At 52.0% G+C, this 14,126-nt stretch carries 15 protein-coding genes and 3 pseudogenes; 13 read left to right on the top strand and 5 right to left on the bottom strand.

Features of this window, described 5'->3' with window-relative positions; genetic code table 11:
• Positions 1–42: 42 nt before the first annotated feature.
• The 3 genes from tnpA to ACZYSM_RS22380 all read left to right on the top strand — a co-directional run bounded on the left by tnpA (position 43) and on the right by ACZYSM_RS22380 (position 2,171).
• Complete coding sequence (gene tnpA / locus ACZYSM_RS22370) at positions 43–261, top strand: IS66-like element accessory protein TnpA (protein ID WP_489074667.1); 219 nt, start codon at positions 43–45, stop codon at positions 259–261.
• A gap of 240 nt (positions 262–501) precedes the next feature.
• Positions 502–654, top strand: coding sequence for a YagK/YfjJ domain-containing protein (locus ACZYSM_RS22375; protein ID WP_489074669.1), 153 nt, complete (start codon positions 502–504; stop codon positions 652–654).
• Positions 655–1,016: 362 nt separating this feature from the next.
• On the top strand, positions 1,017–2,171 hold the full coding sequence (locus tag ACZYSM_RS22380) for a GGDEF domain-containing protein (protein WP_489074671.1): 1,155 nt from the start codon (positions 1,017–1,019) through the stop codon (positions 2,169–2,171).
• 10 nt (positions 2,172–2,181) lie between these two features.
• Here the strand turns inward: ACZYSM_RS22380 and ACZYSM_RS22385 are convergent.
• The 3 genes and pseudogenes from ACZYSM_RS22385 to ACZYSM_RS22395 all read right to left on the bottom strand — a co-directional run.
• Positions 2,182–2,330 (bottom strand): annotated as a pseudogene (locus ACZYSM_RS22385) (IS3 family transposase); the annotation flags it as partial.
• A gap of 27 nt (positions 2,331–2,357) precedes the next feature.
• Positions 2,358–2,669 carry a hypothetical protein gene (locus ACZYSM_RS22390; protein ID WP_489074673.1) on the bottom strand — a complete coding sequence of 104 codons (312 nt, stop codon included), beginning with the start codon at positions 2,667–2,669 and terminating at the stop codon, positions 2,358–2,360.
• Positions 2,670–2,710: 41 nt separating this feature from the next.
• Positions 2,711–3,208 (bottom strand): annotated as a pseudogene (locus ACZYSM_RS22395) (IS256 family transposase); the annotation flags it as partial.
• 540 nt (positions 3,209–3,748) lie between these two features.
• Between ACZYSM_RS22395 and ACZYSM_RS22400 the strand changes: the two are divergent.
• Both ACZYSM_RS22400 and ACZYSM_RS22405 read left to right on the top strand, forming a co-directional pair.
• A complete protein-coding gene (locus ACZYSM_RS22400) occupies positions 3,749–4,573 on the top strand; it encodes a hypothetical protein (protein WP_489074675.1) in 825 nt (274 codons plus the stop codon).
• A 56-nt stretch (positions 4,574–4,629) separates the two neighbouring features.
• On the top strand, positions 4,630–5,745 hold the full coding sequence (locus tag ACZYSM_RS22405; protein WP_489074677.1) for a linear amide C-N hydrolase: 1,116 nt from the start codon (positions 4,630–4,632) through the stop codon (positions 5,743–5,745).
• Between the two features lie 225 nt (positions 5,746–5,970).
• Here ACZYSM_RS22405 and ACZYSM_RS22410 read toward each other — a convergent pair whose 3' ends face one another.
• A complete protein-coding gene (locus ACZYSM_RS22410; protein WP_489074679.1) occupies positions 5,971–6,948 on the bottom strand; it encodes an IS5 family transposase in 978 nt (325 codons plus the stop codon).
• A gap of 676 nt (positions 6,949–7,624) precedes the next feature.
• Here ACZYSM_RS22410 and ACZYSM_RS22415 point away from each other — a divergent pair.
• From ACZYSM_RS22415 to ACZYSM_RS22425, 3 genes and pseudogenes are all read left to right on the top strand, one after another.
• On the top strand, positions 7,625–7,762 hold the full coding sequence (locus ACZYSM_RS22415; RefSeq protein ID WP_489074681.1) for a hypothetical protein: 138 nt from the start codon (positions 7,625–7,627) through the stop codon (positions 7,760–7,762).
• A 1,436-nt stretch (positions 7,763–9,198) separates the two neighbouring features.
• A complete protein-coding gene (locus ACZYSM_RS22420) occupies positions 9,199–9,732 on the top strand; it encodes a hypothetical protein (protein ID WP_489074683.1) in 534 nt (177 codons plus the stop codon).
• Positions 9,733–9,779: 47 nt separating this feature from the next.
• Positions 9,780–9,850 (top strand): annotated as a pseudogene (locus tag ACZYSM_RS22425) (IS200/IS605 family transposase); the annotation flags it as partial.
• A gap of 396 nt (positions 9,851–10,246) precedes the next feature.
• On the opposite strand, the gene ACZYSM_RS22430 reads toward ACZYSM_RS22425, so the two are convergent.
• The gene (locus tag ACZYSM_RS22430) at positions 10,247–10,801 is read right to left on the bottom strand and encodes a hypothetical protein (protein WP_489074685.1); all 555 of its coding nucleotides are present in this window, start codon (positions 10,799–10,801) and stop codon (positions 10,247–10,249) included.
• A gap of 140 nt (positions 10,802–10,941) precedes the next feature.
• Between ACZYSM_RS22430 and ACZYSM_RS22435 the strand changes: the two genes are divergently transcribed.
• From ACZYSM_RS22435 to ACZYSM_RS22455, 5 genes are all read left to right on the top strand, one after another.
• Positions 10,942–11,307, top strand: coding sequence for a head decoration protein (locus ACZYSM_RS22435; RefSeq protein WP_489074687.1), 366 nt, complete (start codon positions 10,942–10,944; stop codon positions 11,305–11,307).
• A gap of 17 nt (positions 11,308–11,324) precedes the next feature.
• Positions 11,325–11,486, top strand: a complete 162-nt coding sequence (locus tag ACZYSM_RS22440; RefSeq protein WP_489074689.1) for a hypothetical protein — start codon at positions 11,325–11,327, stop codon at positions 11,484–11,486.
• A 276-nt stretch (positions 11,487–11,762) separates the two neighbouring features.
• On the top strand, positions 11,763–13,205 hold the full coding sequence (locus tag ACZYSM_RS22445; RefSeq protein WP_489074691.1) for a PAAR domain-containing protein: 1,443 nt from the start codon (positions 11,763–11,765) through the stop codon (positions 13,203–13,205).
• On the top strand, positions 13,202–13,597 hold the full coding sequence (locus ACZYSM_RS22450; RefSeq protein WP_489074693.1) for a hypothetical protein: 396 nt from the start codon (positions 13,202–13,204) through the stop codon (positions 13,595–13,597). Before ACZYSM_RS22445 ends, ACZYSM_RS22450 begins: the two co-directional genes overlap by 4 nt.
• A 155-nt stretch (positions 13,598–13,752) precedes the next feature.
• A complete protein-coding gene (locus tag ACZYSM_RS22455; protein ID WP_489074695.1) occupies positions 13,753–14,094 on the top strand; it encodes a hypothetical protein in 342 nt (113 codons plus the stop codon).
• Positions 14,095–14,126: the final 32 nt, after the last annotated feature.

Raw genomic sequence — 14,126 nt, forward strand, 5'->3', positions numbered from 1 at the left:
TAAAAATACGTGGACAACATCGCCCTTATCTTCAGGATTGCCATGCGCCAAAGAACTTCTTATCCCAACCCCTTTAAAGCCCAAGTCGTCCAGGAATGCCTGCAACCGGGCATGTCGATGGCCAGCGTTGCCCGTCGCCACGGTGTCAACGCCAACCTGGTTCGAAAGTGGATACCTGCTTATCGTGATCTCCAGGTGCCAGCGTTGCCCGCTTTCGTTCCGATGAAATTAGCGCCCGTAACCCGCCCCATCAGCAAATAGCTGTCAGCATCGAGATGCCTTTCGGGCAGAAAAAACTCACCGTAAAGTGGACATCCTCAGATCCTGATGGGTGTGCCCGCTTTGTCCGTGAGCTTGCCCTGTGATCCGCATCGACGCCATCTGGCTCGCCGCCGAGCTCCTGGATATGCGCGCCGGTACCTGTGCAGAGCCGCGACTAAATACTATGGCGATGGTCAACATGGCTGTGGAGGGAGTCGGTGTTGAGAGGAGGCTAATGGCTTGGTGCATGTCCCTGCAAACGCCACATTCCACCTCTCTCGGGATGATTCGGGGGAGGTGGATCGATACTTCCATCGGGTGAGTTACCTCGGCAAGGCTGAGACCAAGGATTACGGTAATCGATGCCGTGTGTTTGGTTGCAGTAGGGGATAATGAGCCCTGTGTAGGGCGCCATGTCCGTGGTAAGTGGGCCTGTGAGGCTCCAGCCCTCTTTCCGCGTCGAAAAGAGTTTTGGTGGCAGAAAAAACGCTTGCAATGGTCGTCAGGAAACGAAGGAGAGAACCGCAACGTGAAAAGGTAAGCCAGGATGATCTCATCAGCTCAGACTCAATCCACGAAGACATCTGGAAATTATCCACAAACGCGCCTATAAAAATCTTTCGCTCCGCCTCGCGACACTTGCCAAACCCACCTCCCAAAGTGCTAAATCCCGCCCAACAACCACCTCCTCTGTTTTTACCAGCATCCCCTTCATCGGCCGGATTTCGGTATTACGCCTCACGGGAATCCACGGAATGGCCCTACATATCCCGACACTGCTGGTCGTCTCGGTCTTTGTCTTTTTTTTGATGGGGCTGCTCACCTTGCACGCCTGGTATCGCGAATCCCGCGAACGACCGCTGGCCTACCTCGGCAGCATGATGCTGCTAGGAGCGCTTGGTGTGGTGCTGATCAGTTGGCGCGATCGTGGAGTCGATTTCATTCCCATCGTGTTCGGCAACGTGGTGTTGTTGCTCAGTGCGGGAATGAACTGGTCGGCTATGCGTACATTGGTCGGCCGGAAGCCCTCAGTGTCGGGGGTTCTGGCTGGTTCGATCGTCTGGCTGATGCTGTGCCTGATTCCTGCCTTTTATGAGTCGATGCCGAACCGGATTTTGGTCTACTCCCTGCTGGCGTTCGGTTATGGCGTGCTGACATCGCTGGAGCTTTGGTGCAGCCGCAACAGTCTGGACGTCGCGTTCATGCCAGCGTTGGTGCTGACATTTTTGCACACTTCGTTCTACGCCGTGCGCAGCGTGACCGATGAAGGCCTGCCGGTGACCAAGGCTCTGCTGGGCAGTGGCGAGGGCGTGTCGTTTTTTTCGTTCATGCTGTTTGAGTCGATGCTGTACGTCATCGGCATTGCCTACGTGACCTTGGCGATGGTCAAAGAGCGCGCTGAGCTCAAGCTCGAGGCCGCAGCCTTTAGTGATCCGTTGACTGGGATCGGCAACCGTAGAGCCTTCATGCAACACGCAGGACAATTGCTCGACAAGAGCAGACGACGGAGCGAACCGGCGGCACTGCTGCTCTGCGATCTAGATAATTTCAAACGTCTGAATGACACTTATGGCCATCCGGTCGGCGATCAGGCACTGATTGCGTTCAGCCATATCATGGTCGATAACATGCGCAAGGAGGATGTGTCGGGGCGGATCGGGGGTGAGGAGTTTGCCAGTCTGCTCGACTCGTGCGATGAACCGGCTGCGTTGGCAATCGCCGAACGGATCCGTCGCTCGTTCGCGCAACTGTCGATTCTGGAGCCGGGACTGCTGAGCGTCAGCATCGGCGTGGTGACCACTGGCGAGTGCGGTTACGACCTGTCGCGCCTGCTCTCCGAGGCAGATCTGGCTCTTTACTGCGCCAAGGATCAAGGGCGTAATCGGGTGCAGACGGCGCGTTCGGTGTAGCTGAGTTTCGGGGATACTCATTGCGGTAGCGCCGGATCACCGTGTACCGCTTGATGATTTTTTGGCAAAGTACGCTGCCGCGTCTCTTAAAAAATCACGCTCCTTAGTCACTCGGGCCAACTCACGCTTGAGGCGGGCAAGCTCCTCATTCCGCGGGCTTCACAGATATCTCGCCGTCGAGTTCGCTCACGCGCTTCCTGGCTGTTCTGGATGGAGGCGCAGTGCTACGCCACTCGCGACAATAGCGCCACACAGGTACCAGGCTGGAACCAGTGGATTGCCCGTCTCCGCAATCAGCCACGTCACCACCAATGGAGAAAAACCTCCAAAAACGGTCACCCCAAAGCTGTAGATGATTGATACGCCGGTTACCCGTTCGTTACGGGAGAAGGCTTCCATCAGCAGCGTCAACCCGGGACCACTACTAACGGCCACCGGCGCCATCAGTATCGATACTGCCACCAAACTGAGCAGTGTGCTTTGCTGATCTAGCAGCATAAAAGCAGGATAAGCCAGCACCGCCTGTAAGCCGCACGACCATACAATAGCGGTTTACGCCGTGGTAGCCGATCAGCGAAACGCGAAGCCAAGGGCGGGATGCCCCGTGCCCAATTACGCCGCCAGGACGGGGCGATCGACGGGTACTGGCCATCCCACTTCTCTTCGACCTCGGTCAGTTGCTGTTCGGCCGGTTCGACTGTCGCCGAGGTGTAGATTAGCTTCAAATCGGCGGCCACGTCCTTGTGCGTTTTCCAGCCAACGAAGTTCAGGCTGTTGCGCACCATGTGCACGATACACAGCTGCATACAGGCTTTCGGGTAGACCGATTCGATCGCTTCGGGGAAGCCCTTGAGGCCGTCCACGCAGGCGATAAAGATGTCTTGCACTCTACGATTCTTCAGCTCGGTGACCACCTGCAGCCAGAACTTGGCGCCCTCGGTTTGAGCGATCCACAGCCCCAACACCTCCTTGTGCCCATCCATATTGACCCCGATGGCCAAGTACACCGCCTTGGTCCGCACTGCGCCAGTATCGCGCACCAGCTGTGCCGTGTTCTTGGCCAGGCCACGGAAGCGTGTCGTCACATAACCGAACTGGCGCTTGATCACCCGAAAATTGGCATAGAACGGCACTGGGTAGTTATTAGAGTGCGTTGATGGGGGACGACACGATTTTCGAGAGCATGCCAGCGGGCAGAGCAAACTACTAGAGGCTGCTGAGGCTTCGTTGTGATGCAGTGACGCAACTCACAATATTTGGATAGGAGGTGAATCCAGCAACTTTTGGGCCTGATGGCCTGTGCCGGATGGGCAGGCATGAGTGACCAATGTCGTGATAACAACCTGGCCGTCGGGTTACGTCTATCGGCGGAGCCGAAATCCCGAAGACAGGGCTCCCTTGGTACGTATGGAATAAATATATGAGACGCAGCGGGTGGTTTTGCCTGTGCGGAGCAACGATTATTGCGATATTGCAAAACCTCTGTTCCCAGAATAACTCACACTTGATCGCACTTCGAATTCGACTGGTAGGCATCAAGATTATAAATAAACTGTTTTTTTGAGGTGCGCCAAACTATGAGGCTTCTATCAAAAGTCTGCGCTATTCAGTGTGTGCTTGCTTGCTGTGTTGCTTTTACAACTCCCGTTTTCAGTGCTGATGCTATAACGCCTCGGCAGCCTGCAAAATTTGACGAACAACACTGGAAAGTCATTGTCAGTCCTTATCTTTGGGCAGCATCGCTGAATGGCCATGCCAATGTTGCCGGGCACCATGCAGATGTGGATGTGCCGTTCAACGATATATTTAAAAACCTTAACTTCAGCATGATGGGCAATCTCGAGATCACCAATGGCCTTTATGGTATCTATGTTGACGGACAATATACCAAGGTCGATCAGGATGCAGACGTTCACTCCCTGAAATTAGACGCCGATATTACGTCAACAAGCTTGTCGGTGGGAGCGTTCTTCCGGGCGATTGAGGTGCCGCTGGAGGGGACTACTGTCTTTGGCAATCAGCGGGTTTTTGCAGTAGAACCGACAGCAGGGGTGCGCTGGACGCAGCTTAAAGGGGACTTTGATTTGGCTCAATGGTCGGAGTCGCGCAAACTGGAGTGGACAGATCCGTTCATCGGCTTGCGTATAAATACAGATTTGACAGAACGCTGGAACCTTTTCGCTGAGGCGGATGTGGGTGGTTTCAGCGCGGGTTCAGATATGAGTGCACAGGGGCAGGTTTATTTTGGTTATCGCACACATATTTTCAGCCAGCCAACTTTGCTGCGCTTCGGGTACAGGGCTCTTTATCAGGATTATGAAGGTGGCGAGGTCCTTGGCCATAAATTCAGATGGGATGTGACGCAGCATGGCCCAGTGGCCGGGGTGTCGTTGGTATTCTAAGTTACAAAAGCGCGCGAGTGGCCAAAATGGATAATTTATCTGAAAGGAGCATTCTTTTGAAACTACACGTTCCTAAGTCTATCGGACAAAAAATTGCAAAATCAGCGATAGCATTCACAGTGGTCGTCTCTATTTTTTCTCCTTGTGTGGCTTCGGCCTGTACAAGTATTTTGCTGCCGACGACAGACGGTAGCGGTGTTTATGCCCGCACCATGGAATTCGCCGTTGAGCTCAAATCAAATGCGTTAGTCATTCCGCGTCGATTTGAGTTGAGTAGTACCGGAGCCGACGGCAAGATCGGCAAAAAGTGGAAAAGCAAATATGCGGTTGTTGGCCTTAATGCCCTGGGTGTGACCGCCCTTGTAGATGGTATGAATGAAAAGGGGCTTGCCGGAGGTATTCTCTACTTTCCTGAGCTTGCAGGCTATGCGGATGGGAGGAAAACCGATCCGCACAAAGCCTTGGCTTCATGGGATGTGTTGAGCTGGATTTTGACAAACTTCGCAACTGTTGAAGAAGTGAAAGCATCAATAAATAAAGTGACGGTTATCGATGTCAAACAAGCAGATATGGGCTTTGCTCCGCCGGTGCATTATACAATTCATGATGCCACAGGCGCTTCCTTAGTCATTGAACCGATTGACGGTAAATTCAAGCTCTATGACAATCCGATTGGTGTCATGACCAATGCGCCTGCTTTTGACTGGCACATGACTAATCTCAGAAACTATCTGAAGATCTCCGCCATTAATGCATCACCGCTCAAGGTCGACGGCCTGACATTGAAACCATTTGGTCAGGGTTCAGGTCTGCTCGGAGTGCCTGGCGATCCGACACCACCGTCTCGTTTCGTGCGGGCTGCCGCCTATTCTCTTACCGCTAAAAAACAGGCGAGTGGTATAGGCAGCGTTCGTCTTGCAGAACATATCATCAATAATTTTGACATCCCTAAAGGCTGGATACAGATAAATAAAGAAGCCGATATGCCACTGGAGTACACGCAGTGGTCGACCATTGCCGATCTGAAAAACAGAAAATATTATGTCAAAATGTATAATGATCAAGTGCTTCGTAGCATTGATATCCATGCGTTTGATCTGGATGCAAAAGAACTCAAAAGGGCACCTCTGGGACAGCAGTTGCCCCCGCCAGCGGTTATTTTCGCCAAATAAAAATTAGAGAAGGTCTCAAGTGGTCAGGGTAGCCCCAACTGTTGTGTCACCAGATGCCATCTGGAACAACACAATGCTAGGGAAGGTCTGAAGTAGCCAGCGATTTTTGATGCCCTCCTTGGTTGATGTTCAAAAAACACTGGTCTGGTGGAAAATCAGACCTTTCCTGTTCTTAATTCATCGTTTCACCCTCGAACAACGCCTTTTCCAGGCGTTCTACCCGCATCACAGCCGCACCTCTCCCGCAACCAGTAGCCGTTTTCGCATCATCCATAGGTTCGACAGGGCAAATAGCGTGGTCTGTTGCGCGGTGTTTTTCAGGAGTCCGCGAAAGCACACCTTCGTATAGCCAAACTGACGCTTGATCACCCGGAACGGATGCTCAACCTTGGCTCTGACCTGTGCCTTCGCGTATTCGATCTTGCGTTGCAGGTGGCCGATCAAACTCTTTTTTCCGTGCTTTTTGTAGCTGCTGGGCCGCGCCGCAATCGACCAGATCATTGTGCGATCCTGATGTTCAGGACGCTTGTCCACGCCGGTGTAACCGGCATCGCCAGACACGTAAGATTCCTCGCCATGCAGCAACTGATCGACTTGAGTCACGTCCGCCACATTCGCCGCCGTGCCGACCAGGCTATGCACTAAACCGGACTCGGCATCGACGCCAATGTGCGCTTTCATCCCGAAGAAATACATATTCCCCTTCTTGGTCTGATGCATTTCGGGATCGCGTTTGCCGTCCTTGTTTTTGGTCGAGCTCGGGGCATGAATGATCGTCGTATCAACCACTGTGCCTTGACGCAACATCAGGCCACAGTCGCCCAGATAAGCGTTGATGACCTGCAAAATCCCGCCCGCCAATTCATGCTTTTCCAACAGGCGGCGAAAATTGAGAATCGTCGTTTCATCAGGAATCCGATCCAGATGCAGCCCCGAAAACTGGCGCAGGATAGTGGTCTCGTACAGCGCTTCTTCCATCGCCGGATCGCTGTAGCCGAACCAGTTTTGCATCAGATGAACCCGCAACATTGCCATCAACGGATACGCCGGACGACGACCGTCGCCTTTCGGATAATGCGGCTCGATCAAGGCAATCAACCCCTTCCAGGGCACCACCTGATCCATCTCGATCAGGAAGCGCTCGCGGCGGGTCTGCTTACGTTTGCCGGCGTACTCGGCATCGGCGAAGGACATTTGTTTCATCGGGGCTCAACCGTCGTGTTCGGATCAGGCGGCTATTTCACCAAATCTGGAAGTCTTTTTCAGAGTTTCCTTAGATATAGAAATCAACACTGCAATGAGAATGTAATCTATGAAGTTAGCGTAAATGGTTGCAAGGCTGACGTTCATCGCGGCAATTACAATATTAAATCAGTTGATGAGCCGCTTACAGTTGATGGGCTTTACCAGCGCGCCAATAGATACTGGTCTGAAGAGCCTAAGGAGAGCGTTGAGTTGGTTATCTCTGCCCCAGGCCACATCGTTCGATTGATACCATAATCAATCACTGCAATTGGCGCTGACTATTCTCGGTGAGGTCGAGAATGGTTAGTGTCATACCCTTGATTTACGCAGCACTTACAGGTTCGATTGGAAACCTCGAAAATCCGCCAATTACAGTAGTTGTGCATACTGCCCAAGTACTTGGCTTGAACCTCCATTATGATGGCTTCCGGGTAGCGCTCCAGAATTTGTTCGGCGCTTTCTGCTATGACAAGCATTGTTGTTTCCTCTTGGTTGATTTCCCTCTGCCGCCGATATCAGCGGCACAGGTAAAACAAACTGCTCAGAAACTGTTAGTAAGTTGCCTTGCGCTCGGGCCTCGGCGGAGGCAGCTTGCATCTTGTGCGGATGCGAACAGTTTGAAATGGAGGGACAAATGGCCCGCTGCTCGAAATGCAAAACGGTGGCCGGAGATAAAGCCTCTATTCAGAAAAAACTGAATGCGGTCGCAGAAAAAGAAGTGAAAAAAATTGAGGCTGATCTCAAGAAAAGCCTGTCGAAAGCTGGGCTTTAAGTAATCTTATTGTCGCCCTGGGCGTTTTCAGTATCTTGCTGGAGGCGCTTCATAATTCGCGCCAGGACGGCACTCTCACAATTGCGCTAACGAGCGACTCAAACTCTTTGTCTCCAGGCCTTGGGAGCTGGACCTTGATCGATATGCCTTCCGTTTTCATGACTGCTACCTCTTCAGTTTTGTATGTATGCGGCTAAGTCGCGCAACATTTTTTTGAGTTCGCAATTCAATTGCGATGACTCTTAATTGGCCGCGTTGATTGCGCCCTGTAGTTTCATCAAGAGAGACGCAGGCACGCTGTGGAATTGATCGGAATCATCCAGAGAGCTTTGCGGTACAAACTCGACAATCTCAATTGCCGCCGTTCTGATCGTTTCGAGCTTCTGTCGAGACATAGCTGGCCCTCGCATGGAGGCCGCTGTCACCTTGGATTTTCCAGAAGCTTTGGCTTTTCGTAGTTCGCCACCGAGAACCTTGCCTGCGTCCTCACCGTGCTGTCACACCACCTGAACGGCTGTGGTGGCAGATACCTATAGCGACGCACAATGATGATCGCGCTCACGCGCAATAAATGCCCCTTTTCAAACCACATTAATTGAGACAGATAGCCCCGCCAAAATCACATTAGCTGAAACGCTAGCCACATTATGTGATTCCCAGCCACATTATCGACACGCTCGAGCAGTCTCCCTGAGACAGTCCAAACCGGGGTGTACGCCGGAATCCCCGATTTTTCCGCCAGCGACCAAACGCCAGTGGCGTCGGGGCTGTCGGAAAACAGTTGATTTCCGACAGCCGTGACCTCTCAACGGAAATGGCAACTGTAAGCCCGCAAAACGTGCACGAAAAACCATGTCGGATAGCTGTAACAATCGGAAACGCCATCCATCACGTTTCCCGACAAAATTTTCGGGGATTCCGGCGTACACCCCTACCTGATGCAAAAACCTATTGCCAATTCATCCGAAAAGGCAACAGGTTGCCGCAATTCACTGCCACAGAAATTTCGGCGGTTTGGGCGTACAACCCCTTTACGGGTCTGCTTACGTTTTCCGGCGTACTCGGCATCGGCGAAAGACATCTGTTTCATCGGGGCTCAACCGTCGCGTTCGTGTCAGGCGGGTATTTCACCAGATTTGGAAGTTTTCTTCAGAGTTTCCCTAGCGAAAATCTGATCCGCATCTAGACTCAGAACTCCCATCACATGGAAGTACTGATATGAAACTTCTTCAATCCCTGACTCTGGCTATCCATACTTTCTGCGAACCATGAGCTATACTAGTGTGCTATTTTGAAATAAAACTCACCACGAAACGGATAAAAACCATGGAGTTCAATAGGTTGATCATTCGGATCAAGGAAGTTGTTTCGAGCACAGCACACTAAAGTCCGATATGTTCAGAAAATTAATCAAAATAAACAAGGTGAGCATCATAATGACTAATAAACATGACAACTATCTTTCCTTCAAAAAAACAGGCATCACAAAAGCCACTTACAATATAAAAGCTTATGATATCACAGACGGACAACCACACGGTGGGGTCGATACGTCGTCGGATTCCAATGGAATAACCTTAGATTTTCACGCAGGAAGAAAAGGCGACCCAGGGAATGCTTCATGGTTTTTTGATCACGCAAAAGGAGGGAACGCCATAGCCACGGAAGACTTTGATAGCTGGCCCGCATCGCTAAATTTTACAACGATGGGGACATTGGTTTTTACCTATAATAATAAATTAATCACAGTTGAAGACCTAATTATAGGTCAGGGGCATAGCGCAAGGGATAGAAATAATTGGTGGATAGCTTCTCCAAAAGCTAAACAAATAGTTGGCTCAAATCCATTAGTTCAAGTTTTAACTATTCCTGCCATGGTTGGTGATAAAATCAAAACCCCAGCAGAAATAAAATTTCAGACAGTTATTGGCGATGTATCACATTTTGATATGGAAATTCTTAATCTTTGAATTTCTCCGGGGAGTATTCCACACTGCTTGCGGCGTAGGCTTTATGAATGAGCGAATATATTCATAAAGCCACAACGTAACGGTGTTGTTGTACCATCTGGTGTTTCCAGCGAAGTATCTGTGGTCCTTTTGGACCACAAGCACCCGTCTTTAAAATCAACAAGTTAGGCTGTTGATTGCACGCTTGACCCTGGCTTTAGCCCCTGCCCAGCTTGCTTTTCAGCTATCCGTGCGTTAAAGATAGAGTGATGAACGGACACAAATTATAGGAACGGATGCAGGGCGGTTGGTGGAGCTTGAATATATCTACAATTTAGCAATAAGTACTTTGTGAGAATTTCAATGGTTTTTAACGCTATAATAAAAAATTTTTCAAGGCCGTGCATTTAGACAGTTTCAATTATGACGCTTTTAGTTGTTAGTTCGAATAGTTATATATGCGCATAATAATATGGGCGCTTACACGCAATAAATTCCTTTTGTTGAAACATTTGTGCAATTTTTCTGAGACGCTTCACAATGGCAGGCCAGCGGCGCGCATTTCTTCGACCAATTCGGTTGAACGCTGCGGATTTAATGTGCCGCGCATCAACTGTCGGATCTCTGGTGGCCTAGCATCAAACTGTGTACAGAGCGCACGGACGTCATATCCATGCCGAGTCAACTGCGGCTCAATATCGTCAATGCGTTGTGAGAGAACCGTATCCACGGTAGTCACATCAATTGGCTTCACGCCCATCTCGAAACCCGCTTCGAAAGCTCGAACCAGGTGGCGTCCTATCTGAAGAGGTGTCTTTAGCCGGGAAGCCATGGCCGTTGCTGCTTCTTCAGTGATGACGCTGTCGATGTCCACTCCTTCCTCGAGCGATTCTCGCATCACCCAATCAATATAGTCGCGCTGCCTATCACGTAGTCCGCCGAACTCAAACACTGTCACGCGACCCCCTACTTCTTCCATGCTCGGACGCCGCAAGTCATTTTTGAGTTTTGGATGGCCAATCGAGGCAGGCACCGTCCTCGCCGATGCCGCCTCGACGTACATCGCCACGGGGACGGCCACGACGGGCAACACTGGCACCGTCACGATGTCGGATGCGGTTGCTCAAGCGCCTGCGCTCGCAGGTATATACGTCGTTACCTTCACGTCCAAGACTGAGTTCTTGGTCGTGAATCCCAACGGTGCGCCGGTCCCCGCGCAAGGTGGGACGATTGACCTTGAGGGGGGAAGGTGTCGTTGATAGTCCTGGCGCTACCGGGACGGTGTTCAACTCTCAAGGGATTGGTTTTTTGATTACGGCTGGCACCAAGGTTTTTGTCGTCGGCGATAGTTTCACTATTGCCGTGACCGAGACCGGTGGTGGCTGGACGCCATTGAGCAGCACGTCGGCCGACGTAACAGAGTACGGACTGTTGTACCGCGTGACCGACACCACCCACGGCTCGGCCACGGCAGCGGCGGTTGTTCGTAATGCCGAGGTCAATGGTTCGGAGTTGGTGTGGGACTCCTCGCTGAGCGCCGCCCAGCAGGATACGGCCATTGCCGCCTTGAAGGCTCAGGGCATCCTTTCGCGCTGACCCCAACCGGTGCGACCTTGCCCGCCCTGCAGGCGTTCAGCTTTCGGGCGCCGATGCCAGCGTTGGTCATGGCCAGCCGGCTGTACCAGGATGCGGGGCGCACGGAGGAGCTGATTCAGCAGGCGGACCCGATTCCCCCGGCGTTTATGCCGACGCATATAAAAGCGCTGGCTCGATAATTAGGGCCGTTGAGGGTATTGCGGGGAGATAAACGGACTAATGATTTGAGATGCCATGGGGGGCGCTTGCTATCGAAAGAGCATTCGATGTCGGTAGGGCACAACTGTGCGTTCAACATCAATGGTTTCGACACGCTCAACTCACTGTTTGAGTCTGCCTATTCCTTTATCTCACCCTCTGCATGAGCTAGATGAGCTGTTGCGGCTTAAGTCTGTCGGCAAGCGTCATCACAAACGTATGTTTCTCTCATGGAGCCTCAAGAGACAGGATATTTAATGGCTACAGCTACCGGACATTTCATTCGCCAGGGGGACAAGACCACATGCGGCGGAGTTGTTATAGAGGCCGATACCCGGGTCATGATGTTTGGTGTTGCCCATGCCCGTGAGGGCGATCGGGTGACTTGTGGCAAAGATGGAAAAGTTTACGTAATTGCGGGCGGGGTTTCATTTATCAAGAGTCACGGCAGGTCCGTGGCAGGTACGCTGGACAGTCTCAGCAGTTGCCCATGCCGAGCCCAACTGATCCACTCGCTGCAAAAGGGCACCTACCAGAAGGAAATAAGTCCTGCCTCGGTCGTCGGCAAAGCAACAGTGTCCACCTCAATGAACTCTTCGGCAGCCTCACCTCAAGCCCGCGCTGATGCAGGCGCTCTGAGTTATCGCGATCAGGGAAAAGCAGTACCTCCACTGTCTGGTGCAGAACCTATTGCAACATCTAAACCGCAAGAACCTGGCTTTTACGTCGTACCCAGAAGCACAACTCGCGAACAGCTTGAGTCCATGCTATTCACTTCACACAATCCGGCTGTGCTGGGTAAGTTTCGGTCACTGAACTCCCTTCTAAACGAGGTTAAAGCCGGTTCGATGATTGTTCTCAGTGACCCGAAAAACTTTCAGTGCACTCGTGAAGACGCGTTGTTGATGGAGACTGCAGCCAAGATAAATGACGCACTCAAACCGCTTAGCGCAGATGAGGCCGACTTTATGGTTCGTCACCGTGACGAAATTGAAACCTTTCTGGCCCAGGGCTCGACCGCTATTGGTATTGGGGAGGCGATGCTCGCCAAGAACTTGGAGGACGTTAAAGCCGTTCTGCATGATATCGAAACCCTGCATCAACGCACGCTCCAGAAAGATGGGCATTTACGCTCGCCGGAGTTTTTTGCAGAGCGTAAACGGTTGCTCGCACAGCTCAACGCCAACCTGACAGCCATGACCCGTAAAAGCATTGGCTTCCCTGATCATCCGGACTTGAAGAGTGCCCTGGGAATTTCTACTCGCAGCTTGGTTCATAGCTGGACGAAGGCCGGTGCCGTCGAGCAAATTCCGGGATATGCCACACACATCGAAGGCGTGGCCAGAGCGGCCAAAGTCGTTAAGTACGGTGGCTGGATTGGCACGGCTATTGGCGGTATAGGGTCTTACATGAATGTTCAGGATGTGTGCACAGCGGGTAATGCTGAGGCGTGCAAGAAAGTTAAGTTCACGGAAACGGGCAGTTTTGCTGGTGGTGTTGCCGGTGGTACTGTCGTTGGTTTAGCGTTAACCGCACCTACAGTTGGGGCGCTATGTGTTGGTTTAGGTGTGCCAACTGGGGGTATTGCCACGCTGGTGTGTGGCGTAGTAGTGGTCGGGGCGGCCTCATTTGCCGGTGGTGATTTGGGTGGTTCATTTGGTGAAGGCGCCGGCGAAATTATTTATGAGCGCACTCGATGAGCGCTTTTACTCCTCGTGAGGTTTTTATCCTCTTTGGCGGCGGCGGTATTTTGTTGGGGGCGCTTGCTTGTATTGGGGCCGCGCTATACCTCGCTTACACCAAGATGGATTTGATGCTGGATCACCTGAAAAACTCTCCTGGAGTTGTAAGTCTTGCTCCGCTTAGACGAGGTGGTCTTTGGGGTAAGCTTTTGCTGGTCGGCGGCATTTCCGGGGTTGTTACTTTTCCCGGTTTTTATATTAGGCGCGGTCGCGTCAATGCTCAGGATATAAAGAATTTCCCCGTATCGCTTAAGCGCAAGCTGGCAATGTTGCATCTGAGCGCAATAGTGGTTGTAAGCTTGCTTTTTCTGCTGGGAGGGATTGGTAAACTTGTCGGCTGGCTTAAGTAATCCGGCTTGCCTCGATCTACCTGCAGAACATTAGGAGCAGACTCGACAGTCTCTTTATCGTCCAAAGAAAACCCCAGTGCTCGTAAGAGCCCTGGGGGTTTTGGCTTTTAAGTCCAACGGAACCCTTCTTTCACAAGCAGCCGCTGAGGCCATTCATGCAAGATGACGATCTGACCATTACGGCCGGCGGCTTTGATGTCACCGGCTGGACGGATATCCGCGTGACGCGGGGTATCGAGCGTTTGCCCAGCGATTTCAATATTGGCATGACCGAGCTGTATGCCGGCGAGTTTGACCAATTGATCCTGCCCCCTGCCCCCTGCCCCCGGGTGCCGGGTGCCGGGTGCGCCTGGGCCAGGACCCCGTGGTCACCGGTTATGTCGATCATTATGTTCCGAGCATCGTATCCGATCCATAAAGCACACCTACCGGTAGATGCGCCTTGTGTTTACCGTGGCATCTCTGGCGAGCAGTTCCATGGCAGTAGTGCTTCGTAGTCGGCCACCGACTGCGCATGCGGCAATCGCTC

The organism is Pseudomonas sp. F220 (assembly GCF_057813935.1).